15 protein-coding genes are annotated in these 26,842 nt (G+C 57.1%); 11 read left to right on the forward strand and 4 right to left on the reverse strand.

Going from position 1 to position 26,842, the window contains the following annotated elements; genetic code table 11:
* Positions 1-52: 52 nt before the first annotated feature.
* Together ACXAG1_RS04085 and uxaC are read right to left on the reverse strand one after the other, a co-directional pair.
* Positions 53-1,543 carry a mannitol dehydrogenase family protein gene (locus ACXAG1_RS04085; protein WP_475119006.1) on the reverse strand — a complete coding sequence of 497 codons (1,491 nt, stop codon included), beginning with the start codon at positions 1,541-1,543 and terminating at the stop codon, positions 53-55.
* 13 nt (positions 1,544-1,556) lie between these two features.
* Positions 1,557-2,972: a glucuronate isomerase gene (gene uxaC / locus ACXAG1_RS04090; RefSeq protein ID WP_475091587.1), complete on the reverse strand. Its 1,416-nt coding sequence runs from the start codon at positions 2,970-2,972 to the stop codon at positions 1,557-1,559.
* Positions 2,973-3,462: 490 nt separating this feature from the next.
* On the opposite strand from uxaC, the gene ACXAG1_RS04095 reads away from it, so the two are divergent.
* The 10 genes from ACXAG1_RS04095 to ACXAG1_RS04140 all read left to right on the forward strand — a co-directional run bounded on the left by ACXAG1_RS04095 (position 3,463) and on the right by ACXAG1_RS04140 (position 20,848).
* Positions 3,463-4,437 carry a sugar kinase gene (locus tag ACXAG1_RS04095; protein ID WP_475091588.1) on the forward strand — a complete coding sequence of 325 codons (975 nt, stop codon included), beginning with the start codon at positions 3,463-3,465 and terminating at the stop codon, positions 4,435-4,437.
* A gap of 319 nt (positions 4,438-4,756) precedes the next feature.
* Entirely contained in the window at positions 4,757-5,743 is a 987-nt protein-coding gene (locus ACXAG1_RS04100) for a TRAP transporter substrate-binding protein (RefSeq protein WP_475093915.1), read from the forward strand.
* A gap of 48 nt (positions 5,744-5,791) precedes the next feature.
* Positions 5,792-6,373 (forward strand): TRAP transporter small permease, encoded by a 582-nt coding sequence (locus ACXAG1_RS04105; protein ID WP_475093916.1) that lies wholly within the window; start codon positions 5,792-5,794, stop codon positions 6,371-6,373.
* 15 nt (positions 6,374-6,388) lie between these two features.
* A complete protein-coding gene (locus ACXAG1_RS04110; RefSeq protein WP_475091589.1) occupies positions 6,389-7,690 on the forward strand; it encodes a TRAP transporter large permease in 1,302 nt (433 codons plus the stop codon).
* A gap of 438 nt (positions 7,691-8,128) precedes the next feature.
* Positions 8,129-12,115 (forward strand): pectate lyase family protein, encoded by a 3,987-nt coding sequence (locus tag ACXAG1_RS04115; protein ID WP_475119007.1) that lies wholly within the window; start codon positions 8,129-8,131, stop codon positions 12,113-12,115.
* A 471-nt stretch (positions 12,116-12,586) separates the two neighbouring features.
* Positions 12,587-15,127 (forward strand): fibronectin type III domain-containing protein, encoded by a 2,541-nt coding sequence (locus ACXAG1_RS04120; RefSeq protein WP_475119008.1) that lies wholly within the window; start codon positions 12,587-12,589, stop codon positions 15,125-15,127.
* 111 nt (positions 15,128-15,238) lie between these two features.
* Positions 15,239-18,256, forward strand: coding sequence for a TonB-dependent receptor (locus ACXAG1_RS04125; protein WP_475119009.1), 3,018 nt, complete (start codon positions 15,239-15,241; stop codon positions 18,254-18,256).
* Positions 18,257-18,356: 100 nt separating this feature from the next.
* Complete coding sequence (pelA, locus tag ACXAG1_RS04130; protein WP_475119010.1) at positions 18,357-19,604, forward strand: pectate lyase; 1,248 nt, start codon at positions 18,357-18,359, stop codon at positions 19,602-19,604.
* Between the two features lie 51 nt (positions 19,605-19,655).
* The gene (locus tag ACXAG1_RS04135) at positions 19,656-20,432 is read left to right on the forward strand and encodes a rhamnogalacturonan acetylesterase (RefSeq protein ID WP_475091594.1); all 777 of its coding nucleotides are present in this window, start codon (positions 19,656-19,658) and stop codon (positions 20,430-20,432) included.
* Between the two features lie 191 nt (positions 20,433-20,623).
* Positions 20,624-20,848 carry a DUF2061 domain-containing protein gene (locus ACXAG1_RS04140; protein WP_475091595.1) on the forward strand — a complete coding sequence of 75 codons (225 nt, stop codon included), beginning with the start codon at positions 20,624-20,626 and terminating at the stop codon, positions 20,846-20,848.
* Positions 20,849-20,916: 68 nt separating this feature from the next.
* Here the strand turns inward: ACXAG1_RS04140 and ACXAG1_RS04145 are convergent, their stop codons facing one another.
* Positions 20,917-21,489 (reverse strand): NADPH-dependent FMN reductase, encoded by a 573-nt coding sequence (locus ACXAG1_RS04145; RefSeq protein WP_475091596.1) that lies wholly within the window; start codon positions 21,487-21,489, stop codon positions 20,917-20,919.
* Positions 21,490-22,003: 514 nt separating this feature from the next.
* Positions 22,004-23,020: a LacI family DNA-binding transcriptional regulator gene (locus tag ACXAG1_RS04150; RefSeq protein WP_475119011.1), complete on the reverse strand. Its 1,017-nt coding sequence runs from the start codon at positions 23,018-23,020 to the stop codon at positions 22,004-22,006.
* Positions 23,021-23,588: 568 nt separating this feature from the next.
* Here ACXAG1_RS04150 and ACXAG1_RS04155 point away from each other — a divergent pair.
* On the forward strand, positions 23,589-26,450 hold the full coding sequence (locus ACXAG1_RS04155) for a di-heme oxidoredictase family protein (protein ID WP_475091597.1): 2,862 nt from the start codon (positions 23,589-23,591) through the stop codon (positions 26,448-26,450).
* The last annotated feature ends 392 nt before the right edge of the window (positions 26,451-26,842 follow it).

Raw genomic sequence — 26,842 nt, forward strand, 5'->3', positions numbered from 1 at the left:
AAGCGAACAGCCGCCGGCAGATAGATCGCAAAAAACGTACAGATCTACAAAATTACAAACTTGCAAACGCCTCTTCCACACAGGCCAGTGTGCCCTGTGCATCCAGCTTGTTCAGCCAGTTCACCACGGCCTCCTGCAGCGGTGCGCTCTGCTTCAGGTCGTCACCGAACACCGGGGTAAACGCGAGGAAGTTCGCGGCCAGCGCTTCATTTCCTTGCGGCTTGTACTGATCGCAGATGGCTTTCAGTTCCGCCGCCAGCGGATCGGAAACCTCGATGGCATTACCTTTCTCGTCCACCGCGGATACGTAACGGATCCAGTTGGCGAGTGCAAAACTCAGTACCGCGATGGGGCCGTTGTTCGCCAGCTGGTGGCGCAGGGTGCCCAGCCAGCGCTGCGGGATCTTCTGCGAACCGTCCATGGCGATCTGCCAGGTGCGGTGGCGCAGGGCACGGTTCTCGAAGCGCTCGATCAGTTCTGCCTGGTAAGCGGCAATATCGAACTCGGCGGGCACGTCGATAGAGGTAGTCGCCTCGGACTTCATGAAGTGCAGCGCCAGCTTGTTGAAGGCTGGTACCGCCATTACATCCGCCACAGTCTCACAGCCAGCCAGATAGCCGCTATAGGCCAGCATGGAGTGGCTGCCGTTCAGCAGGCGCAGTTTGATCAGCTCGTAGACTTCCACATCGTCCACAAAGGTCGCGCCGGCCTTGTCCCACTCCGGGCGGCCGCGCAGGAAATTGTCTTCTACAACCCACTGGGCGAAAGGCTCCGTCATTACCGCCGCCTCATCGCGACAGCCGATCAGTGCTTCCAGCTCTTCGCGATCCGCGTCGGTCGTCGCCGGCACAATACGGTCCACCATGGTGGATGGTGTCGTGGTGTTCTCCGCAATCCACGCCGCCAGTTCGCTGTCGACTTTCTCCGCGAACTGTCCCAGCACGTTACCCAGCAACTTGCCGTTGGACGGCAGGTTGTCGCAGGTCAGCACGGTAAAGCCCGGTAGGCCGCGCGCCTTGCGCAGAGCGAGGGCGCCGACGATGTAACCCAGAGCAGACCTGGGCGCCTGCGGGTTGGCCAGATCGTGCATCACGTCCGGGTGCTGCGGGTTCAGGTCGCCGCTCGCCGGATCGTGGCAGTAGCCTTTCTCGGTGATGGTCAGGGAAACGATACGCACGCTTTCCTGAGCCATCAGCTCCAGCAGTTGCTGTGGGCTTTCCGGGCCCACCAGCACATCGCTCACCGCACCGACGATCTGCACCTTGGTGCCCGCGTTGGATTTCTCCACCACGGAATAGAGACCGTTCTGCGGCACCAGCTGATCGCGCACACCGGCGGAGCGCAGGCTCGCGCCCACAATGCCCCAGTCCTTTTCACCGCCGGCAATGCGGTTTTCCGTGTACCACGCCTGGTGTGCGCGGTGGAATGCACCGATGCCCAGGTGCACGATGCCGGTAGTGACTTCGTTGCGGTCGTAGGCCGGCTTGATCACCTCGGCGGGGAGGTCTTCCAGAAGTTTGTTGCTGAGTCTTTCTTGGCTCATTTCTTTCTACCAATCAAAGCTTGTAGGCTTTTTTCGCCAGGTTGTAGGCGAGGTCTGCAGCCAGTTCGAAGGCCTCGTCTTCCTGCAGGCGGTGGTCGCTGACCAGTTGCGCCAGCCACACACAATCCATGCGGCGCGCCACATCGTGACGGGCGGGGATGGACAGGAACGCGCGGGTGTCATCGTTAAAGCCAACGGTATTGTAGAAACCGGCAGTCTCGGTCACCTGCTCGCGGAAACGACGCATGCCTTCCGGACTATCGTGGAACCACCAGCTCGGGCCCAGCTTCAGCGCCGGGTAGTGACCCGCCAGCGGTGCCAGTTCGCGGCTGTAGCTGGTCTCGTCCAGGGTGAACAGAATAATGCTCAGGTTCGGCTCGTTGCCCACCGCTTCCAGCAGCGGCTGCAGCGCGTGTACGTAATCGGTCTGGGAAGGAATATCGCAGCCCTTGTCGCGGCCGAAGCGCTCGAACACCACCTTGTTGTGGTTGCGGAAAGAGCCCGGGTGGATCTGCATCACCAGACCGTCCTCGATGCTCATGCGCGCCATCTCGGTCAGCATCTGGCCGCGGAACAGTTCCGCATCCTGCGCATAGCCTTTGCCGGTGCTGACTTTCAGGAACAGCGCCTCGGCTTCCGCCGCAGACAGGTTCGCGGTAGTCGCGGTGGGGTGACCGTGGTCGGTGGAGGTCGCGCCCATCTGTTTGAAGAATTCGCGACGGTTGCGCAGGGCCGCCAGATAACCGGACCAGGTGGAAGTATCTTCGCCGGTGATCTCGGCCAGCTGCGCCAGGTTATCGGTAAAGCCCTCGAAATCCGGATCCAGCACCGGGTCCGGGCGGAAGGCGGTGATCACACGGCCTTTCCAGCCGCTGTCCAGAATCTTCTGGTGGTGACGCAGATCGTCCAGCGGGGATTCGGTGGTCGCAATTACTTCGATATTGAAGCGCTCGAACAGCGCGCGCGGCAGAAACTCCGGCTTTTTCAGTTCGCTGTCGATACGCTCGTAGTAAAGCTCTGCGGTTTCACTGTTCAGCTGAACGTCCAGCCCGAACACATCGTGGAACACGGTATCCAGCCAGGTGCGCGACGGGGTGCCGCGGAACAGGTGGTAATTGTCCGCCAGCAGTTGCCAGATCTTGCGCGGGTCCTGTTCTACCGGGGTGCCGTCCTGGGTGCGGATGCCGAGGCTCTCCAGGGGAACGCCCTGGGAGTAGAGCATACGGAACACATAGTGATCCGGGCGGATCAGCAGGTTGGCCGGGTTGCCGAAGGGCTGGTTCTCGGCGAACCAGGACGGATCGGTGTGACCGTGCGGACTGATGATCGGCAGATCTTTCACGCTCTGGTAAAGATTGCGCGCGATATCCCGGCTTACTTGGTCGGCCGGAAACAGACGGTCGGGATGCAGGATCAGAGGGCGTGTCATGTGGATGCTTCCAGATTTCGGGTTTGCCATTGGGAACCGGCGGCTCGTGTGTATTGAATGGGCTGAGGCCGGGTCCGTTTATTGTTGTGTGGTTTTGCCAGCGCCGGGAATTCATCTGGGCCGGATCGGGCCCCAAAAAGAAAAGAGCCCGGCTCACCGCACAGCAATGGCTGCGGCGGGAGCGGGCGGTATGCGCGAATCAAAGGCAGAAGGGGTCCAAACCAGCCCCTTGTGCCCGGTGCGCCAGGCGATGGAGAAAACCTCGATGCTCGCTACACCTCGTGATTGCGAGTCTGTGGTGAGCAGCGATTGTTGCCATGGTGCCAAAAATTGGTTATACCAGTCAACCATTCTGGTAAGGCATTTTGATTTCGGCGAGAATATACCCACTGGGGAGGCCGTGATTGCCTGCCAAATCGTCCATGTAAGCTAACGATAAATACATGGCAATAAAACGAATATCGCGCCGCAGGGCGTATGGGAGAGTGAAGTGAAGCTGGCAGCACTGGGAGAAGTAATGGTGGAACTGGCGCCGCAGGCGTCGGTTCAGGAGCAATCCGGTGGCAGCAAGCCACTGCTGGCGCAATCGTATGCCGGCGACACCTACAACACCGCGGTGTACATCGCCCGCGGTGGTGTCAGCGTCAGCTACGTGACCCTGCTGGGGGATGATCCCTACAGTGAGGAAGTGCTCACACGCCTGGCGGGTGAGTCCATCGATGCCAGTGCTATCGCACGCCTGCCGGGCCGCTGTCCGGGCCTCTACATGATTCAGAACACCCCGGATGGTGAGCGCTACTTCACCTACTGGCGCGGCCAGGCACCGGCGCGGGAGCTGTTTGCGGATGCCGACCGCCGCGAGGCCCTGAAGGCCCATCTGCGCACCATGGATTGCCTGTACCTGTCCGGTATCACCCTCGCCATCATGAGTGCGGATGCGCGCGCCGAGCTGCTGGCATTCCTCAAGGAGTATCGCGCCGCCGGCGGCCGTGTGGCTTTCGACAGCAACTACCGCCCGCGCCTGTGGGATTCCGCCGAGGCGGCACGGGAAGTGGTGGCGGAGTTCCTGCAGCAGACCGATATGGCCCTGCTGACCTTTGAGGATGAGCAGGCCCTGTGGGGCGACAAGCGCGCCGGGCAGTGCGCCAAACGCAATTGCGGCTTCGGTGTATCCGAGCTGGTGATCAAGCGCGGTGCCGAGCCGGTGCTGCTGCAGTACGAGGGAGAGCTTACCGCCATCGATGTGCCGCCGGTCAGCAGCGTGGTGGATACCACCGGTGCCGGTGACTCATTCAATGCCGGATACCTGGCCGCGCGCCTGCAGGGTGCCAGCCCCGAGGCTTCGATTGCGGCGGGCAACCGCTGTGCGGCCAGGGTGATCGGTCACCGCGGCGCTATTATCCCGCGCACCGAATACCTGGCAGCGGACGCCGAGAGAAGCACGCCGGTTGCCGAGCTCTGCTGATTGGTCATGCGGAAATCCGCGTGCGGCCCGAATTAACGGTCAAAAAAGCGTCATTATGGCGTATTATTCGACGCCTATTTGGTTGCGCCTGCTCTGCCTGGCACAACTTTCAGCACAGGCACCCGGCGGCACCGGGTGCGCGGGAGCAAGAAGATTGCACCCGCAGACCAGTTGTTGTTACGATGGTATGACCAATCTGGTCTGCCGATGGATTCCGGGCTCCGTTGCGAGCTTTGTCCGCAACGAGCTTGCCCTCTAAATAGGCACACCGGAAAACCTGTACCCGATAAGAAATAGATCACAGGTCACAACGATGATAATGAGAAGATTCTGGCGGCAGATGCGCACTGCGGCCCTGGTCGGCACCACCCTGTTTCTGGCCAGCTGCGGCTTCCAGGACGACCAGGTGGCCCTGAAGCTGGCTCACACCCTGGACCAGCAGCATTCCGTACACCGTGCCATGGTATTTATGGATGAGCGCCTGCGTGAGCTGTCTGGCGATACCATGCGGATCGATATCTATTCCGGCGGCCAGCTGGGTAGCGAGCGCGAGCTGATCGAACTGCTGCAGATCGGCAGCCTGGCCATGACCAAGGTCTCCGCCAGCCCCATGGAGGGCTTCGTGCCGGAGATGAAGGTCTTCAACCTTCCCTACGTATTCCGCGATTCCGAACATTTCTGGAATGTGCTGCAGAGCCCGATTGGCAAAGATCTGCTGGTGGCCTGTGAGCGCGCGCGCCTGCGCGGCCTGGGTTACCTGGATGCGGGCAGCCGCTCTTTCTATATGAACGACATCGCTGTGCAGTCTCCGACAGATCTGAACGGCCAGAAGATCCGTGTTCAGAACAGCCAGACCGCAATCAAGATGGTCAACACCCTGGGCGGCGCCGCTACCCCGGTGAGCTGGGGCGAGCTGTACACCGCGCTGCAGCAGGGTGTGGTCAACGGTGCCGAGAACAACCCGCCGAGCTTTTATCTCTCCAAGCACTACGAAGTGTCCAAGTACTACACCCTGGACGAGCACACCTACGTGCCCGACCTGCTGCTGATCAGCACCGAGGTGTGGAACAAGTTGGAGCCGCAGCAGCAGGAATGGCTGAACAAGGCGGTCGATGAAGCCGTGGCCTACCAGCGCAAGTTGTGGCAGGAATCCACCGAGGAATCCCTGGCTGCAGTGAAGGCCGCCGGTGTGGAAGTGATCTACCCGGACAAGCAGCCCTTCATCGACGCGGTGAAGCCGCTGCACGATAGCTACAAGGGCACCGATGTTGGCGATCTGCTGGATCAGATAAAAGCCGTTAATTAATTCCTGAAGAAAAGCCCACTAGAAAAATAACAGTGGAAGGCAAAGATGATGCAGAAAATTGAAAAGGCCCTGGGCTTTGTGCTCGGCGCGCTACTGGCACTGATGGTGCTGGACGTGACCTGGCAGATCCTCACCCGCTTCCTGCCCATGCAGCCAAGCTCCTATACCGAAGAAGTCGCGCGCTACCTGCTGGTGTGGATTGGTCTGCTGGGCGGTGCCTACGCCTATCGCAAAAGATCCCACCTGGGAATCGACCTGCTGAGTAACGCCCTGCACGGTGCCAAGCGCCGCGCGCTGCAGATTTTTGTGGTGCTGGTGTGTTTTGCCTTCGCCGCGCTGGCGATGGTTTACGGCGGTGCCAAGCTGATGCTGCTCACCTTCGAGCTGGAGCAGTACTCCGCGGCACTGAACCTGCCCATGGGTTACGTGTACAGCGTACTGCCGCTTTCCGGTCTGCTGATCTGTCTTTTCTCCATCGATCATCTGATTGAACTGGTGACGGCGAAAGAAGAGCTGCCCAGCGACTTCGATTCCGAAGTGCATCCCTATACCGATGACGCAGAAGCCTCTTCGGCCGATGCAGAAACCAAACAAAAACAAAAGCAGCCCGAAGCTGCCGTCGAAGCCTAAGCGAGGAGAGTCATCGTGGAAGTTGCAGTTCTGGTATTGCTGGTCAGTTTTCTGATCCTTCTCGCGCTGAATGTGCCCATTTCCATCAGTATTGGTGCGGCCACTGTGCTCACCATGCTGTGCACCATCGATTTTGACCCGGCCATGATTACCATGGCCCAGCGTATGGCCAGCGGCATCGACAGTTTCGCGCTGCTCGCCATTCCGTTCTTTATTTTCTCCGGTATGTTGATGGGTAGCGGCGGTATCGCCCGGCGCATTATCGACTTCGCAAAGGTACTGGTAGGCATGCTGCCCGGCGGCCTGGCCTTTGTGAACATCATCAGCTGTACCCTGTTCGGTTCCATTTCCGGTTCTGCTGTAGCGGCGACGTCTGCTATCGGCGGTTTCATGATTCCCTCCATGACCAAGGCCGGATACGACAAGAACTTCAACACTGCGGTGACCGTGGCTTCTTCCACCACCGGCCTGTTGATTCCGCCGAGCAATATTCTCATCGTCTTCTCCCTGGCATCCGGTGGTGTTTCCATCGCCGCGCTGTTTATTGCCGGTTACCTGCCGGGCCTGTTGCTGGCGCTGGGCCTGATGATGGTGTGTGGCCTGTGGGCGAAAGCGAAGGGCTACCCGGTGGGCGAAAAGCCCACCATGAAAGAAGCTTTCCAGAAAACCGTGGATGCAGTGCCCAGCCTGTTCCTGATCTTTATCGTGATCGGCGGCATCATCAGCGGCTTCTTCACCGCGACCGAAGCCAGTGCCATTGCGGTGCTTTACTCCCTGCTGCTGTCCTGTGTGGTGTACAAGGAGGTGAAGCTGGACCAGCTGCCGGCATTGCTGACCAAGTCCGTTGAGACCACTGCGATAGTGATGTTCCTGATCGCCGCGTCTTCGGCCATGTCCTGGATCATGTCTTACCAGAATATTCCGCAGACCATCAGCCAGGCGCTGATCACCCTGAGTGACAACCCGCTGCTGATCCTGCTGACCATCAACCTGATTCTTCTCGCTGTGGGTGCCTTTATGGATATGACCCCGGCGGTACTGATCTTTACCCCCATTTTCCTGCCGGTAGTGATGGAGCTGGGTATGTCCCCGCTGCAGTTCGGTATCGTGATGATCCTGAACCTGTGTATCGGCCTGTGTACACCGCCGGTGGGCAGTGTGCTGTTTGTCGGGGCTAGTATTTCCAAAACTTCAATCACAGCGTTGATACGCCCGCTGTTGCCCATGTACCTGATGATGTTCCTGGTACTGGCGCTGGTTACTCTGGTGCCGGCAATCAGCGAGTTCCTGCCGCGCACGCTGGGATTGATCGAGTAACTTCATTGGTGCGGTTCTCCTCACCTATTACTCAATTGAAGTAGGCGGCATTTTGTTTCATTGATTTCCTCGCATCATCATCAGGATGGTATTGCCGGGCTTTTCAGCCCGGCTTTTTTTTGCCTGCCGATACCCGATGTCCCCGCTGACGACTTGCTGCAGTGCACATTTCTTGCAAATTGGTCTAACAAATCCACGAATAGGCTTTACAGGGTGGAATTGCGTGGTAACCTCGTGTTGATATTTGGTATTGCCAATTTATAAGAATATAGAGCTTTGGCTAAACAAGCCGATTTGGCCAAATATCGGGCGGACCCCGCAGTATCTGCCGCCCACAGCGATGATGATTGGTCCATCCCTCCCTGCTCGCAGTATCCCCGGGGTTCACTCTGTGACCGATCGTCTTGATCAACAGTAAAAATAACAACGGAAGGTCACATGCAAATCAAGCTGAAGAGAACAGCGATGCTGAGTGCATTGCTGGGCACCTTTGCGGCCGCGGAAGTTTCCGCGCAGGCCACGGGGTTTGCCACACAAAACGGCGGTACCACCGGCGGGGCCGGGGGCAATGTGGTGTACGCCACCACCGGTACCCAGATTCACGAAGCCCTTTGTAACCGGGCATCCGACGACACCCCCGTCATCATCCACGTCGAAGGTACCATCAATCACGGCAACACCAGCAAGGTGTCTGGTGACAGCTGTAACACCGCCGACGACAAGATTGAAATCAAGGACGTCAGTAATATCTCCATCATCGGTGTCGGCAACGGCGCGCTGTTCGATGAGCTGGGGATTCACCTGCGCAATGCATCCAACATCATTCTGCAAAATCTGCATGTGCGGAATGTGAAAAAATCCGGTTCTCCCACCTCCAATGGTGGTGATGCCATCGGTATGGAAAGTGGCGTTTACAATGTGTGGGCGGACCACCTCACCCTGGAAGCTTCCGGTGGTGAAAACGACGGTTACGATGCGCTGTTCGATATGAAGGCGGACACCAAATACGTAACCCTTTCCTACAGCATTCTGCGCAACTCCGGCCGCGGTGGTCTCGTTGGTTCGAGCGATAGCGACACCAACAATGGCCCGGTCACTTTCCACCACAATCTCTATCAGAATATTGATTCCCGCACCCCGCTGTTGCGCGGCGCTACGGCGCATGCGTTCAACAACCATTACACGGGCATCAATAAATCCGGTATGAACCCGCGTATTGGCGGGCGCATGAAGGCGGAAAACAATTACTTCGAAAACTCGAAGGATCCGCTGGGTACCTTCTACACCAACGACATGGGGTATTGGGAAGTAAGCGGCAACATCTGGTCCAACATTACCTGGACGGCGGATGACGATGACAATCACCCCGCTGGCCCCAACCCGACGTCCACCACGTCTATCAGCATTCCCTACAGCTACCAGTTGTGTAACGGCAACCTGGTACCGCAGGTGGTTGCCTCTACCGCAGGTGCGAACAAGGGCAACCTGGTAGCGGACAGCAGCTGTACGGTCAGTTCCTCCAGTTCCAGCAGTTCCAGCTCCTCCGGTGGCAGTGGCTCCGGCTCGAGTTCTGGTGCCAGCTCGTCATCATCCAGCAGCAGTTCCTCTTCGTCCGGCGGCAGCGGCAGCGGCTCCAGCGGGGGCGGGGGCGATCTGGGGCCGAACCTGGCGCTTTCCGGCGGAGCGGATGGCTCCAGTAAAGGCGGTGGCAGCAGCTACGGTAATGCCATCGATGGCGATACCAGCAGCTACTGGCAGCCGGGCTCTTCCAGCGATGAACGTATTTCCGCGAAAAACTTCGGTGGCACTTTCAACACCGTGATCATTCGTGAAATTGGCAACAATGTGCAGGCCTGGCGTCTGGTCAACAACGACAACGGCGATGAACTTGCTTCGGGTTCCGGCATTGGCTCGGCCATGCAGGTGTATCTCGGTGATGTCAGCATGGACAAGATCAATCTGATGATCGACTCCGCCTCCAGTGCACCGCAGATTGCCGAGTTTGAGATCTACAGTGCAACCGGTAGCGGCTCTTCTTCCGGCGGCAGCAGCTCGTCTTCGTCCTCCAGCTCGTCCTCTTCGGGTGGCTCGTCTGGCGGATCTTCCGGTGGCTCCTCCAGTTCCTCGTCCAGTTCTTCCGGCGGTGGCTCTGTGACCTTGAACGTGGCGACCTCCGGTACCGATGCACAACTCCTCTGGAATACCGACGGCATTGACGTTCGCACGCAGGAAATTTATCGGGATACCGATCCGGACCCTGCAGGCCGTCTGCGCATTGCCACCAGCGTTCTGGGCAACAGCTATACCGACACAGGCCTCGCGGACGGTACCTACTACTACTGGATCAAGGTCACTGACCAGAACCTTGTGGTGTACAACTCCAATGGTGACGATGCAGTAATCAGCACTGCACCGAGCACACTGGTGCTGCAGGAATCCGAAGCGGGCTACTGTTCCGTAGACGGTGCGCTGGAATCCGAGCACAGCGGTTATACCGGTAGCGGCTATGCCAACACCGACAACGAAAGCGGAATGGGTGTGGACTGGTCCGTGGTGGTGCCGGCCGCAGGTAACTACACCCTGCAGTGGCGTTACGCCAATGGCAGTAGCGACCGCCCCGGATCTGTACTGGTGAACAATGGTGCGCAGACTAACGTCAGCCTGCCGGGCACCGGTGCCTGGGGTAACTATGCCGATAGCGGTTCCGTGACCGTGTGGCTGAATGCGGGCTACAACGAAATCCGCCTTGAAGCGACTGGCGGTAGCGGTCTCGCCAATATCGACAGCCTGTCCATTACCGGGGTTGCGCCGAGTGCTGGCGACTGTAATGGCGGCGGTGGTTCCTCCTCCGGTGGCAGTAGCTCCAGCAGTTCTTCTTCGAGCTCTTCCTCCGGTGGTTCCGGCTCCGGCTCTTCCGGTGGTAGCAGCTCTTCCTCCAGCAGTTCCAGTAGCAGCTCCGGCAGTGGTTCCGGCTCAGGTTCCGGTGGTTCTTCCTCCGGTGGCGACCCGGTTGCCTGTGAGCAACTGGCGACCGACCCGAACGTAAACTGGCGCGATTCCTCTGTGCTGGATACCGACCAGAAGATCGTACAGTGTTTGTATGAAACTCTTGGCCGTCCGGTGGGTTACGGTGAAAATGCCATGGGCGGTTACGATCCCAATGGCAACAGCAAGCTGACTGTGATCACCAAAAACAGCAGCGTGCCGGTTGAGCAGCAGATCCTCGACGCCATCACCGGCGACGAACACAACTGGATCGTGTTCGACAAATTCGATTTCTCCGTTAATAGTGGAGAGGAAACCGAAATCTCCATGCACCGCAACTTCTGTAGCGACTCTTCCGTGCAGTCCGCCATCAACGGTAGCGAAGCCCAGTGTCGCGATTTCCGCGGCTGGTGTTCCAGCAACGGCCTGTCCGGGGATTCCTGTCTGTCAGAGTTCTTCAACGATCGCCTGGACGACAAGGATCTGCCGATCCGCAACGCCAAGATCGGTTCCCACAAAACCCTCGACGGACGTTTCAGTAACGGTTACTTCCGCTTCAACGGTTTTGCCATCGGTTCCGACAGCAGCGGCCAGCCGGTGGAAACCGAGCAGAGCGTGATCCTGACTCACCTGGACTTCCGCGGTGCCGGTCATGTTGAGGACCACGGCCTCGATCCGGATATGATCCGCAACACCGGTGCGTCTCACGACATCTGGATTCACAAAAACACCTTCGACACCACCGGTGACGCGGCGTTTGATGTGAAAGTGGGTGCCTACGACATCACCATTTCCTTCAACAAACTGATCAATGTGAAGCGCGCATCCCTGCACGGTTCCAGTGACTCTCGGACCATCAACGAGCAGATCACCACCACCATGCACCACAACGCGTTTATCACCACCGACGATCACTACGACAGCCTGGGTAACACCCTGCGTCGTATCCCGCTGATCCGTCGTGGCACCTCGCACATGTTCGATAACTTCTTTATGAACTATCGCAAGGACATCCTGAGTGTGCGTGTAGGTGCGACCGTACTGTGGGAAGACAACACCTTCATGATGAACCGCGACTTCCAGGAAAAGGATGACGTGGTGCAGGCGTTGAATGAGCGTGGCGAGCAGCTGGCCCGCGATGTGGACGGCGGTAACTTCCGCAGCGAAGGCAGCAAGGTGTGGTTCTCCGATGCCGCGTGCAACCTGGATTCGTCTCTGGTGTACACCATCAGCGATAGCTCCGGTTCCGTATCGGACCTTTCGCAGAACTACTCACAGGCCTCTCGCAATGTGATCGCTGCACAAGGTCGCCCGGCGGGCCAGGCGCAGGCGGATTACATTATTGCCACTGCAGGTAAAGACGGACATATTCCGTTCAACTCTCCGCTGGCCAATGATCAGAATTATGTGATTGGTCTCGGTGGCGCAAGTTGTCAGTGACGGCGCTGATGTAACTCGATCACACAGAACCCAAACCCATCCGCTCTTCAGGGCGGGTGGGTTTTTCTGTTTAGCGGTACAGAGAAGTCAGCTTCAATCAACCAAAGAATGGCAAAAGGCTACCTTGTTGGACAAGCCAATTCTCAGGTTCCAGGTCGCCATTGCGCCTATTGACCTCCCAATTTGCGGTAAGTGTGAAAACTTCCATACCCGTTAATCCGCCAGATTTGCTCAAAAAACATGCGCCATAGCGCCAAATTATTCCGGTCAGGCAGGTATGTCAATAACTGCAGCACTTAGTTGGTACAAATGGTTGTATATGCCTAACCAATCTGCTTTCATTGTCTAACCAATAAGTATCTGGCTGAGTCTGGGTGGCTACCGCGCACAACAATTCTAACGGCGCGGCATCCGACTGAAGTATCCGGACTCATAAGAATAACGACTGACAATGAGAGAGAAGGGGTGAGCATGAAACCTTTACCTTGGGCAAAGTCCGCACTCGCGCTGTGCATTATGGGGACACTGACCGCCTGTGGCGGCGGTGGTAGCAGTTCTGCAGGGGAGGGCGATATCGCCGACCTGCCTGAACCACCACCCGTGGTTGTTGTACCGCCGGAAGAGAGCGGAATCAGTAACACGCCGCTTCCGCTTGTGGAAAACTTTGGTGAATACACCGGGTTTGATCAGAGCGACACCATCGATTTCTTCAGCCCCAACTACAAGGCGTTGGCCACTGCTGACAGCAGTGAATACGAAGATGCGCGCCCCGCTCTCTACTATCCCACCTGCTGTTTCTTCGACCAGGACGATCCCAACATGGAGATCACGGTCGATAACAAAGAGCGCCTGGGCATTGTCAGCGATGCCGGCGACGCCTCCCTACTGATAAGCAACGCGCGCTTCAGTATTGGCCAGACCCAATCAGACCTCGCCGACACCGCGGCAGTAGATGCTAAGAAAGACTCTACTCCGGGCAGCGACGGCGGCTCCGGCTGGGGGGAGCTGGATCTCTCCGAGCCCTACCGCATTTCTTTCTGTGTGGCATCTGCCAGTGGTGCTGGTTCAAAAACCCAGATCTACGTGGACAACAATACCTCCGGTGAAGCCAACTCCATTCACGGTGGTGGCTCCCTTGGCTCCCGCTTGTTTGATGTTGAAACCGGCTCTCTGGTTGCCGGTGAGCGTGTGGTGATCAATATTCCAGGCGAAACTTACCTGCAAGCCGGTGGCGACGTGGTCGACATCAAGGATGCGGTAATCGGTACCCAGAATTCTTTCCTGCAGCTGCGTGTATCCAGCGGCGGTACCGCAATTATCGATGACCTGCTGATCGAGAAGCAGACCGAAGACGGTCAGGCTGATCTGCCGGCCTGTACCGTATTTGAGCCCGCCGTGGCTCCAGATGCGCCGGAAGCACCGACCACCTTCGCCACCGACGCGCAGATGGCCGTGAGCTGGGGTTCTGTACTGGGTGCGGCAAGCTATGATCTGGCTTATGGCACCACCGATGATGTGTCAGCGGCAGAAGTAATGTCTGGCCTGACAGAGACCTCGACCACTCTGACCGAGCTGGAAAACGGTACCACCTACTACGTGTGGGTGCGCGGTGTAAACAACGTTGGCCCGAGCGAATGGAGTGCCTCTGCGACCGGAACTCCGGAAGCACCGGTTGGCGACAACTGTACCCCGACCACCTCTGTTGATCCTTCCGCAACAAATGCCATTATCTGGAGTGTTTACGACGGTTGTACTCACCCGGGTGACCTTGGCGCGGTTGTAATCAACGGCAGCGAGCAGACCAATTTCTCCTTCGGCGATAATGAACTGGAATGGTTCGAGGTGAGCCCGCAGGGAATCATGGAGCTGGATACCCTCGATGGCGACGGCGATACCAAGCCGGTGGGTGACCTGGATGGCATCGTCGCCGATGGCGCCTATCCGAAGCACTTTACCTGGATTGCGCGCATCGATAATGCCAAGGCAGAAAGCCAGGGCGCACGCGGTTTCGAAATCGAGACGCATATCGACGACCGTCGCATGAAGGCGATTCTGCGTCCGGACTCTGGAAAAATTCAGATCGAGAAATTCCTGGCCGGTGAAGAAACCGCAGAAGTTGAAGATCTGGATTTCACTGACGGCTACCACACCTACCAGATCAGCTTCACGGTCAATGATCCGGCTGGAGCTGCTGACAATATCAATGCGGTTGTCTATCGCGACGGTGTTGAAGTAGGCAACTTCACTGGCCCGGGTCGCTCTGGCGGCTCTGCAAGCCTGTTCCGTATTGGTGAAGGATCCGGTAGTGCCTTCCATGCCAATCTCGACTGGCTGGTTTGGAGTGACAATGCGGCGGCGGCAGTCGCGGCGGATCAGCTGGTCGGCGAACTGCCTGGCGGAATCGGTGAGCTGGATGTGTACGCCGGTGCCGATGCTTCCGCTGCATTCGAAGAGAACTTCAACGGTGCAGGTCTGCTTGAAGACTCCGATACCGAGGACACCAACTTCTTCGACGCGGCCTATCGTGCCCAGTCTGGTGACCCCAGTAAGCCGATGTTCAACGTAACCAGTGGCAGCTCTCGGATCACTGTTGCCGGCGGCACCCTCGCGCTGCACAACGCACGCTTCTCCATTGGTGATGCCCTGCACGGTACCGATACTGCGGACACCGATACCGCAGGCCGCGGTGATCTGGATCTGAGCAAGCCTTACGTAATCAGCTTCGACGTGGTGGAAAACCCCAACGTGTCACTGGATAGCGGTAAGTGCCAGGTGTATGTGGACAACAACACCTCCAGTTCCGGCAAGTCCATGCACGGTGGTGACTCCAAGGTATTTGAAGCCTACGCGGCGGTAATGGCCGACGGCGAACAACCTATCGGCACCGTCACCATTACCAGTGATCCGGATGCACATATCGGTACAGCCAACTCCTTCCTGCAAATTCGCTGCGACAGCGGCACGGAAGACAAAGCTGTTGTCATCGATAACTTCAAGGTGAGCTACCAATAATCCAACAGGGGAACTCGCGGGTCGCAGGTTTGATGCGGCCCGCGATAAAAAACATCGAACGGCCTGAATGTAATAATCAGCAGGCCGCATAAAACCGATGGGAGAGTCAAAATGACTTATAAAAAACAGATTCTCGCCGTGGCCATCGCCATGGCAGCTTCCACCAGCCTGATGGCTCAAGAAGCAAATCAGCAAGCGGAAGATAAGAAAGCAGAAGAGTCCTCGGATTTTTCGATTGAAGAAGTCTATGTAGAAGGCGTTAAAAGCGCGGAACTCAATGCCCGTCAGGCAGAGCGCGACAAGAACGTATTCAGTTCCGTAATTACCCAGGATGATTCCGGTAACTTCGCCGACCAGAACGTGGCGGAATCTCTGCAGCGCCTGCCGGGTATTACCCTGCAGAGCTCCGAGGGTGAAGGTAAATTCATCAACCTGCGTGGTCTCGGCCCGGGCTTCGTATCCGTACAGATGAACGGCTCCGAAATGGCCAACAGTGGTGGCGGTGCAGCGGACAGCGAGAGCCGTGGCTTCTCTCTGGATGCGCTGCCAGCCGACGTTCTTTCCTCCATTGAGGTACTGAAAAGCCTTACCCCGGATATGGACCTGAACTCCATCGGCGGTAGCGTGAACGTCACCACCATTTCTGCACTGGACCGCGGCGAAGACACCATCAAGCTGCGCGCCCAGGGCGCTTTCCAGGAGCAGAGTGGTGAGTCCTCACCCAAGCTGACCCTGCAGGGCACCAATATCTTTGCCGACGAAACCATCGGCTTCAGCTACTCCCTGTCTTACGAAAACCGTGTGACCGAGGGTTATGAATCTCGCGCGCACGATAGCAGCCTGCCGCGCTACATAACCGTGGATGGCGTAGACGGCCCGATGCTGACGCCGTTTGAACTGCAGAACCGTCAGGAAAACGCCGAGCGTGAGCGTATTGCAGGTATTTTCGATCTGGAATATCGCCCCACCGACAACAGCAAGTACTACGCACGCTTCAGTAACACCGTCTACACCGACGAAGATACCGCACTGCGGGAGTACTACCGTTGGGGGCAGGCAAGTGATAACGAGGTTATTTACCTCGATCGAGCCAACAACGTATTTGGTGCCGGTGGCATAGATCTGCAGCAGCAGTTCTTTATTCAGGAGTCGGAGAGCGACACCAAAGTGTTCTCCCTCGGTGGTGAAAATCTGTTTGGTAACAACTGGACACTGGACTACGAGCTGTCCCACTCCAATGCTACCCAGGATTCTCCCGATGGCCGCCGCGTGCAGTTCCGCGCGCGTAAACTCAGTGCCCTCGGTACTACCGGTGAAGATTACCTGAACGGCCAGATCGTCCACCCGGATCAGCTGAGTGATCTCGCCGGTGGTGCGGAAGTGCCGGACGTGGGTGGTTTCGGTCCGTCTGGTTACCAGTATGGTGAAACCGTGCAGCCCTACATGCTGTACGACAACCTCTTTATGGAAGACAGCTTCCGCGAGGACACCATCGACCAGGCCATGGCTAACCTGCGCAAAGACTTTGACATGGGCCCGGTGAACTTTATCAAGACCGGTTTCCGTATCAAAAACCGCGAGCGTAACCGCGATAAAAACCGCGTAAGTATCGTACCGAACGACAAGCGTGTGGCGGGCTGTGCTAGTGATGATATGGCTCAGACTGCCACTTGCCTTGAAAACGCTGGTGCGCGTCTGGGTGACTTCGAAACCTTTATGCCGGACAACCCCCTGTTCGACCACGAGTTCATTACCGAAGCGGAAGCGGAGCGTCTGATCGCCGCCACTCGCCAGATTGCCGACAGCTACGACCCGGAACAGCGCGAGCTGGAAAGTACCCGTAACGACTACGACATTACCGAAGATACCGCAGCCGCCTACATCATGGGTGAGTTCCAGGTTACCGACACCGGTGCCCTGATTGCCGGTGTGCGTTATGAGAAAACCGATTTCAACTCCACCGGTTACCTCTCTATCCGCAACGACCGCGAAGAGAGTGCCGATCAGCTGGAATCTTTCGATATCGCCGTACCGCTGGATGATACCTCTAACTCCTACGACGGCTTCTTCCCCAGCCTGCACTACCGCGATGAGCTGCGTGAAGACCTGCTGCTGCGCGCCTCTATCTGGACCTCGTTCACTCGTCCGTCCTTCGACGAAGCGCGTGCATACGCGCAGGTTCGTGACCGCGTAATTTTCTGTAACTACGATGCGGCGGCCAACCTGGGTGACGACAACTGTTCAGACCGCCCGGCGGATCTGCAGGGTGAAATCGCCGATGCCGACTTCACCGATGCGTACAAATCCCAGAACATGACCATGTCTGCGGACAACGTACTGGAAATCGGCAACCCGAAACTGGACGCCATGACCGCGACCAACTTCGATGTGTCTCTGGGCTGGTACGCCAGTGAAAACCTGTTTATTCAGGGTGCGGCGTTCTACAAGCAGATTGATGACTTTATCGTTGAAGTTGCCGGTGCCAACCTGAACCTGGCAGACCTGCCGTACACCCTGCCGGTGGACCAGGTCACCATGTTCAACATCCCATCCGACCTGCAGCTGACCAATGCTCAGACTTACCTGAACGGTGACAGAGCAGAGGTTTACGGTCTGGAAGTGACCTACAACCAGTATTTCGTTGAAGGCCTACTTGCGAACTTCTTTATCCAGTCCAACTTTACCCTGCTGCACTCCGAGGCAGACGTGGGTGACACTGTGCGTGCAGAGAGCATCCGTATGCCGGAGCAGGCAGACGTTACCGTCAACACCACGCTGGGTTGGGAAAACAACGACTTCTCCGTGCGTTTCATTACCAACTATCGCAGCGAAATCCTCAAGCGTATCGGTTCCTGTACCGACGCGGATATCGCTGCCGACGCAGCCCTGGGTTACTCCCAGAACTGTGCGGCCTGGTCTGATGTTTATCAGGATGCCGGTGTGACTTACGACATCAAGGCAACCTACAACGTCAACGACAACGTGAAACTGTACCTCGACGCGGTGAACATTACCGACGAGAGCAACATCCAGTACTTCGAGGGTAATGAGTACTCCAACGGACACATGATGTTCCTGAGTGAGACCTACGGCCCCACTTACCAGCTGGGCGTAAACGTACAGTTCTAAAAAGCTTCTATTGAATTTGCCATTTTTGCCCCGCTTGCGGGGCTTTTTTTGCTGTGGGTATTGAAAACTTCAGTCGCCCGTCGGCTTTACAGGTGTTTCCATGCAATTCAAATTGTTTCCAGCCATAGCCGCTGTAGCGGTTTCTGTGATGTTGACTGCCTGTGGTGGCGGTAGCAGTGGGTCCGATGCTAGCCCTCCGGTGTTTGATAATTCCAGCAGTTCTTCGTCGAGCTCCAGTTCTTCCTCCAGTTCATCAAGTAGTTCTTCTTCCTCGGGTGGTTCCAGCTCGTCTTCCTCTGGCGGCGAAGCGCCAATGCTGTCGCAATCCGGCAATCCGATTTATGGTGAACTGGATAATTACAAATCCTGGCTGGGCAGCAGCCTTTCCGCGGATCAGGCCCGCGCAGACAATATGATTACCTGGCAAATGGACCACGGTGGTTTCTACAAGAATTCTGAATCCACTTACGATGCTCCCTGGAACGGTAGCAGCGCGCGCTCCGGCTGGACCGGCGCCGGCGGTGTGGAACTGGGTACCATCGATAACGATGCCACCGTGACCGAACTGATGTTCCTCGCGGATGTGTACCAGCGCAACAACGACAGCAAGTATCGCGATGCTGCTCGCGGTGCACTGGAATTCCTGCTCACCATGCAATACGAGAGTGGTGGTTGGCCGCAGGTGTATCCCGCGCGTACCGGCACCACCTATTCCAATCACGTGACCTTTAACGATGGCGCTATGGCGCGGGTGCTGATCCTGCTCGATCACGCTATTCGCCAGGAAGCCCCACTGGGCGGTGACCTGTTCACGGATGAGCAGCGCGAGCGTATGGCAGCGGCCGTTGCTAAGGGTGTCGACTTTATTCTGAAGTCGCAGATCGTGCAGGCGGATACAAAAACCGTGTGGTGCGCCCAGCACGACCCGGTGACCTTTGAGCCCCGCGGTGCACGGGATTACGAATTGCCCTCCAAGAGCGGCAAGGAGTCCATGCTGGTGACGGCCTTCCTGATGTCACAGCCGCAGACGGAAGCGGTGGAAGCGGCCGTGCGCGCAGCACTCGCCTGGTACCGCAGCCCCGTGGTGCAGGAAGCGGATACCGCTTACGTAAAACGATCCAGCGGCAGTAGCGACGATACGCACAACCCCATCCAGAGCAAAAGCGGCAGTACCATGTGGTATCGCTTCTACGACCTGGGGCAGGATGTGGGCTTCTTCGCCGACCGCTCCGGTATCAAGGAATACGACATTATGGCCATCGACCCCGAGCGCCGTTACGGTTATGAGTGGGGCGGTAACTACGGTAGTGAGTTGATCGACTACGCCGACAATGTGAATTATCACTAAATACAGTTTGTGAAGCGAGAGCCTATCCGCCTGCTACCGGCCTGATACGCTTTGACAGTAGAGGTAAATACTATGAAAGGTGCCATTTTTTTTCTTGCGCTGATGCTGCCTTTTGCCGCCAGCGCCCAGACCCTGTATATGGCTGGGGATTCCACCATGTCGGTAAAGTCTAGTGCGGACTTTCCAGAGACTGGTTGGGGAATGCCTTTTGCGCTGTTTTTTGATGAAAGTCTTAGCGTAGAAAATCACGCGATGAATGGCCGAAGTACACGAACGTTTATTGAAGAGGGGCGCTGGGACAAGATCGGGAAGGCATTGCAGGCAGGTGATTTTGTCATTATCCAGTTCGGGCATAACGACGAGTCAGAGCAGAAAAAAGACCGCTATACCACGCCGGAAAAATACAAGGCCAATCTGGCGCGCTTTATTCGTGAGGTCCGCGCAAAAGGCGCACATCCCTTGTTGATGAGTCCCATCACGCGGCGCTACTTTGACAAGGACGGGTCCATCCAGCATACCCACCCGTATGCACCCCTGAGCCGGGAAGTGGCCGAACAGGAAAAGGTGGACTTCATTGATATGGATGCAATCACTCGAGACTATTTTCAGCAGCAAGGCGATGAAAATTCCAGGCTGCGATTTCTGCATATAGAACCAGATACCCATCCAAACTACCCCAACGGCGTTCGTGACGACACCCACCTGAATCAATTGGGGGCGCGGGAAGTGGCGCAACTGGTTCTTCGGGAAATGAAAAATATACAGCATCCACTTGTGGACAGGGTGCGCGAAGCGACGCCCAAACACCTGACCTTCCGTTACGACTGATGCTCGTTCGCTCCGCCAACAACGGCGCGTTGCCGCAGCAGTTTTTCGACTAATTGGTCGTTTTAATCAGTAGTGTTGATTTGGTTGCCTTTTAAAAATAGGAATCATTCTCGATAATGTGCATAGTGGCCTGGTTGTTTTTTGATCAGGCGTGTAATCTTCACAAGCGCACGGTATACGAGGTACTCCCTATGAAACAGCAAGCCATGACCAAGACCTGTAGTTTTGCCGCGGTGCATATGGCCGTTGCATTCACGGTGGGTTGGGCGTTGACCGGTGATATCTGGGTGGGTAGTGCCCTGGCCCTGATCGAGCCCGCCTGTAATACCGTAGCGTTCTACTTCCACGAGAAATGGTGGAACCGCCGCGACGGAGGCAAGCAAGCGGAGGAAGAGGCACAGCGCGTACCTGCCTGATCAGTCATACCGGTGCCGGCCAAAAATTGTGACCGGTACCGAGTATCTATTCCTTTGCCTGGTGCGCCTCAGGTGGCTTTTCCAGCCCGCAGGCGGTGCTGCCAGGTTCCCAGTGCAGCAACCAGGTCACCGATAAACTTCCTGGTATCGTCATCTGTCAGCTTGCCGCTCTCATCAAACTTCTTGTGGGCAAAGCTGATCATCACTTCCGGTTTATTCACAAAGTGCGCATCCAGATAAATCAGGATCCGGCGCAGGTCGTACTGTGCCCGTGCACCGCCGAAGGCGCTCATACTGGCACTCATCACTGCCACGGGTTTGTCAGCAAAGGGTTGTGGGTCTACGCGGGAGAGCCAGTCGATGGCATTTTTCAGCACACCGGACACCGAGTAGTTGTATTCCGGGGTAGAGAACAGAATCGCATCGGCCGCCAGTACCTGATCGCTCAGGGTCTGTACCGCCTCCGGTACACCCAGGTCGCGCAGGTCCTGATCATAAAGGGGGATGCCAGCGAGGTTGGCAAAGGTGAACTCGGCCTGGTCGCCGGCAATCTCGGCGGCGGTTTCCAATGCGGCGCTGTTGAACGAGCTTTTGCGCAGGCTGCCGGAAATGGCGAGGATTCTCAGAGGGCTTGCGGCCATGGCTGCTTCTCGAACTTCAGAAGGTGGAAGTATCTTCAACGCAGCATTCGCGAGCGCTGGTTATCGCCGTGCGGTGCTTCAGTTGTCCCCGGGGCTCTAGTTGTTCCCAAGGACGAAGCAGCGTTCCAAATCTTTCGGGTAACGCAGACTCAGGTTGCTGGCGCTCTTGCCTATCTTGGTGTTTGAGTCCACTCGGTCTTGCTCGGGCTTGTGCTGCGTGGTGAGCATGGCGGGCTTGAGAGAGCTCTCGGGTTTGACCGGCAAATGCGTATTCATGGTGACGACCTCTACTACTTATACGCTTACGCTGCTGCTTGTTGTGCGGCTTTGGCGGATAGCACCTGTGACTGCCCCATGGCGAGATGGCTTCAATACCAAGTGCAATTGGGCTACTTGTTTTTAACTGTAGTGTAAAAATCGTTGAATTAGCCGTGATGTGTGGGAATAGCGCGTAAAAAACAGCCTGATTGAGACACAGTGCAAAATGCTCGTGACTATTGGGGGGGAGGTAGAGTCACGCTGGTACTTTTCCTGTGGATTTGCGGACGATCAGACTGTGCGGAACCATCTCGGGTGTGCTGTCCCCATCGCTCCCATCAATGGCCTGGCACAGGCGGCGCATGCTGCGCTCACCAATTTCCTCCGCCGGCTGCGCAATCGTTGTCAGGGGGGGGTCAGCGATTTCAGCGTAGCGAATATCGTCAAACCCTATGACGGAAATGTCCCTGGGGACTTTCAGCCCGGCGCTCTTGATCTCATGGATGGCGCCCAGCGCCATTTCGTCGTTGGCACAGAAGATGGCGGTGGGGCGCTGCTCGAGGTCGAGCAACCGGCGGGTAGCACGGCGGGCGCCATCGATGGATTGTTCTCCTTCCACAAACCAGTCTCCGGATATCGTTAGCTTTGCCTTGCGCATGGCCTTGCGGAAGCCCTTCTCGCGGTCTTTGGTGAGCAGGGAATCGCGTTTGCCACTGATAAATGCGATGCGCTGGTGGCCCAACTGGATCAGATACTCGGTACCGTCGGCAGCGGCGGCCACATTGTCTACCCGTACACTCGGAAATTGACTTAATTCTTCGTTAACACTTTCGAGCCCCAGTACCAGTGGTGGGTGCGCACGCCTGTCGCCTTGGTTGGCAGTGGCCTCACGAAACGGAGAGATACTGGCCAGTAGCAGGATGCCGTCGGCCTGCTTGGAGAACACTATATCGGTGTATTCATCAAAGTCGTGGGAATTGGCCTGGGTATCGCGAATAAGAATGCTGTAACCCTGTTCATCTGCTACCCGCCAGATTCCACGCATCACCCTGTCGAGGAAAGGGTCGCCGATTGCTGGTAGTACCACCACGATCAGGCTGGTCTTGCCTCGGCGGAAATTACGTGCAAGAGAATTTGGGGCATAGCCGGTTTCGTTGATAGCTGACTGCACCTTGTTGCGGGTTTTTTCCTTTACCTGTTCCGGGCTGTTGAGGTAGCGGGAGACGGTAGCGGTGGAAACACCGGCGAGTTTGGCGACTTTCTTTATGGACACCGGATTACCTGATGCTGTGTTAAATAAGGGCTGTGTCAATCAGGGGTTCAACGTGTGTCCTCCCGAATTCGCACAAGGTCTGAATGGTAACGTTTTCATCTCCATATTGGTATCGACAGGGCACCTGCTCAGGTAGAGGGTGTTTAGGTGGCGCAGCCGGCCGTGGGATTAGAGGAGCGAATACTTGAAGCGTGTTGCAGGCCCGCAAGCTCGGCGCGGAGAAGTCCGCTGTATTTAGCGGAAAGAAGCACCGCAACAGGGTTATGCAGAATGCGCTATTTGAAGTGTTTGTGTGGAAATTTTTATGGAGATTATTGCGATTCCCCGGTTTCGATGACTTTTACGCCCCGCTGTTGTAAACGTTTACATTTGCGGGTAGCTTAACTATGCCGGCGACACGCAAATGCCTGTGCGAGTTGCCCGAAGTCTCTGAAAGCGTGGTGCTTCATTCTCTCAGGATGGTTTTTCGTCGATTGCGGTATCCGGGCCAGTCCCGGGTGCCGACTTTTTTGCGATTGCCGGCCAATACAAGCAGTAAAACAATAAATATTACGGCAGGTGAGAGAAAATGATTACAGCCTTTTCCCGGGCTCGAAGCCCGGCTGCGCGTACGTCCGTGCGCGCCTCAACACAATCATGTGCCCCCAATCTGGCTCGTGGGATCCGGCAGGGTGCCCTGGCCGCGGCACTACTGTGCGGTATGCCGCTGGTTGCCAATGCCGCCTCCGGTATTCAGGCCACGGGCAGCAGCGATGGCATTATCTACTTCGACGACCAGGGCTGGACCGGCAGTTGGAACTACGTGTGTCTTGGCGGTAACTGTGTGCCCGGCACACTCGAAGATGGCCAGTGGCAGCGACCGGTGAGCGGCCTGGTGGATGGCAATCAGTACCAGATTCAGCTGAAAGTGCAGGATAATGCGACGGGCCAGTACATATCACCGATGGAAACCGTGGTGTTCTCCACGGCCGGGTCCAGCTCGTCGAGCTCCTCCAGTTCGTCCAGTTCCTCAAGCTCATCCAGTTCCTCAAGCTCATCCAGTTCCGGCGGCTCCGGAAGCGGTCCCGGCTCCAGCAGTTCCAGTTCTGGCTCCGGGGGCAATCTACCGCCGAGCGTTGCTCTGGCCGAGCCCCAGGGTCAGCTGGTGGCCGGCGAAAGCATGACCGTGTCTGCGACCGCCAGTGATAGCGATGGCAACGTCAGCTACCTGGAACTGTTTTACTCTGCGCCTGGTGCGGGCAGTGAAACCTCCGCGGGCATGGTCAGCAATACCCCGTACACCTGGACACTGAACGACCTCGCGGAGGGCAGCTATGGCCTGCGCGTGGTCGCCACCGACGACGACAATGACACTGCGCAGGACAGCCGCTTTATCGAAGTCGCCGCAGCGCCAGATGAGCCGGTCGGTGACGACTTTGCGGTGATTGCGACCGGTGCAAATTCCGCGATTTACTCCTTCAAGGCGCAGCCTGGCTGGCCGACCGGCGGCACCTTCTACAACTGTAAAGACCTGGAAAATGGCTGCTACTCGGCGAGCCTTTCCAGTGGGCGCTGGGAGCGGGAGCACACCGACCTGGTGGCGGGGCAGAGCTACACCGCGCAACTGAAGGTGCCGGGTATGTCGGCGGACGACTTTCCCCGTTATACCTTTGAGTGGGATGGTAGCGGCGCTGGAGATCCGGGTGATCCCGACGATCCTGATAACCCGGACGAACCCACGGATCCGGATTTTGCCCACCTCGACTGGACCAGTAACTCGCTGACCAATCACAAGGTTGGCCCGCCCCCGCGCGCTAATCCGCCCGCGGCACTGCGCACCCCGATCAATGGTGCCGCGCCCACTTCCCATGGCTTTGCCTTCGATATCAGTGGCGGTCAGCTCACCTGGCGCTGGGGCCCGCAGATTGTAAAAGGCAATGGGGATTCCGGTCTGGAAATGCACTGCTCCGAAGATGGCAACATGACCTTTAGCAAGGTTGCCGTTACTGGTGGTTCCGCAGCGATACCCTGTAGTGGAGATTACAACTACTTCTTCCGCTATCTGCACCCCAGCCATTCACTCAACAACAACCCGGCGCACCAGTGGATCTGGACCGGGCTGTTCACCACCGAAGGCAGTCGTGTAGACCCGCACAACTACCCGTCATTTACCGATGGATCCGCCAACTGGATGCGCTTCCGTCACCCGGTATCCCACGACGGCACCACCGCCGCAATCCTGGATGCACAGCACAATAACGACCTGCTGCGAAATCTCGACCGCTACAACATCTGGATCGATGATGCACCGGGCAATGTGCAGGTGGGTTTTGATGTGGATGGCAACGTTATCCGCAACGAGTCCATGCGCAACACCGCGGGCGGACCCAACGGGCAGCAGTTCTTCGCGCTGACCCAGAACCCGGGCTTCGGCGGTGTCTACTCCTACGGACAAGTAATTCAATTCGAGATTTCTGCGGTGGCGGGCAACACTGGTGCCCAAACCTACAATGACTTCTCCTATTACACCGTGGGCCTCGGGTGGGGAAACTATGGCGATCCCCGACTGAATCCCGCGGGCAAGGCTAGTACCTCCATGGTGCTGTCCGACAACGGCACCTATTCGCACCTGGAGTACAACGCGATTTTCACCCAACCGGTGACCACGCTGCACTCGGAAGACATAGTCGATGACTTCCTGCTGGGGCACCACCTGTTCCATGGTATTGACCCGAACAAGCAGGGCTCTACGGACTTCGACGAGGTGAAAATCGGCACTCACACTTGCGGTGGTTGCCACTTCCGCGATGGTCGCGGTTCTGAAGTTATCCAGACTGCAAAAGGCCCACGCCTGCCGCCGCCCACTTATGGTGTAAAACTGTTGGAAATGATCGAAGGCCGCGAAGCTGGGTTCGGCTGGGATGGTTCCGCCAATACCGTCGCCGCACAGGTGCGCAATGCCCTGGTGGCCGACCACGGTGTTGACCCGGATGCGCTTCCGGGCCGGGTACTGGAATTGCTCACTACCTACACAGAGGTGCTCACTGTGCCCGCGCGGAACCCCGGCAGCTATGACCTCCCGGGCGTTGCTGAAGGGGATGTGCTGTTTAACGATATCGGATGCGCCGGCTGTCACACCCCGGTACAAAAGACCCGCAGCGATGCGCCAACGCATCTGCGTGACCTCACCTTGCGGCCTTATACGGATATGAAAGTCTGGGATCTCGGTGAGGGCGATTTCCGCACGCCGGCGCTGTGGGGACTGGGGCACAATATCCGTATGCTGGAAAAGAATGGCCGTGCGCTGCTGTATATGCATGACGGTGCCTCGACCAGCATAGGGGACGCAATTCAGCGCCACGGTGGTGATGCCGCCAGCGCGCGCAGTGCCTATAACAGCCTGAGCGCTTCGCAGCAGTCAGCGGTGCGGGCATTTATCGAAACGCTATAGGTGATCACACTGGAAAAGCACGCGAGGGATTCGATGGGTATTTGTTGTTAATTTACAGAAATTGCCTGGAAACCTTGCTGCCCCTGAGTGCCCTGGATGGAAGTCCGGGGCGCTCTTGTTTTAAGGCTGCCTCCACCGGTAAACCCCTGGGAAACAGGGGTATCGCGGAGCGGTTATACATGTACTTCTGCATTGTATTTGACCCAATAATTAGTCGGTGTAGTTCGATAGGAAAATTTTCACGAAAAATATTTCCAAGGATTTTTCCTGAGCATTTGCCGCGCGAAACGGCAAAAGTATTATGTGAAGTTTGCACCCACGCCAATGCGCAGCAATATCTTTATGTTTCCTGGTGGAGCGGCACTCCGCGCCCGGGCGGACTCTCAAACAGC

Source organism: Microbulbifer sp. ABE4_465, assembly GCF_056160765.1.

What these genes read in the sequence shown, in the direction of transcription:
- ACXAG1_RS04085 (WP_475119006.1), bottom strand. Translation starts at nt 1,543, where the DNA reads ATGAGCCAAGAAAGACTCAGCAACAAACTTCTGGAAGACCTCCCCGCC.
- uxaC (WP_475091587.1), bottom strand. Translation starts at nt 2,972, where the DNA reads ATGACACGCCCTCTGATCCTGCATCCCGACCGTCTGTTTCCGGCCGAC.
- ACXAG1_RS04100 (WP_475093915.1), top strand. Translation starts at nt 4,757, where the DNA reads ATGAGAAGATTCTGGCGGCAGATGCGCACTGCGGCCCTGGTCGGCACC.
- ACXAG1_RS04105 (WP_475093916.1), top strand. Translation starts at nt 5,792, where the DNA reads ATGCAGAAAATTGAAAAGGCCCTGGGCTTTGTGCTCGGCGCGCTACTG.
- ACXAG1_RS04115 (WP_475119007.1), top strand. Translation starts at nt 8,129, where the DNA reads ATGCAAATCAAGCTGAAGAGAACAGCGATGCTGAGTGCATTGCTGGGC.
- ACXAG1_RS04120 (WP_475119008.1), top strand. Translation starts at nt 12,587, where the DNA reads ATGAAACCTTTACCTTGGGCAAAGTCCGCACTCGCGCTGTGCATTATG.
- ACXAG1_RS04125 (WP_475119009.1), top strand. Translation starts at nt 15,239, where the DNA reads ATGACTTATAAAAAACAGATTCTCGCCGTGGCCATCGCCATGGCAGCT.
- pelA (WP_475119010.1), top strand. Translation starts at nt 18,357, where the DNA reads ATGCAATTCAAATTGTTTCCAGCCATAGCCGCTGTAGCGGTTTCTGTG.
- ACXAG1_RS04140 (WP_475091595.1), top strand. Translation starts at nt 20,624, where the DNA reads ATGAAACAGCAAGCCATGACCAAGACCTGTAGTTTTGCCGCGGTGCAT.
- ACXAG1_RS04145 (WP_475091596.1), bottom strand. Translation starts at nt 21,489, where the DNA reads ATGGCCGCAAGCCCTCTGAGAATCCTCGCCATTTCCGGCAGCCTGCGC.
- ACXAG1_RS04155 (WP_475091597.1), top strand. Translation starts at nt 23,589, where the DNA reads ATGATTACAGCCTTTTCCCGGGCTCGAAGCCCGGCTGCGCGTACGTCC.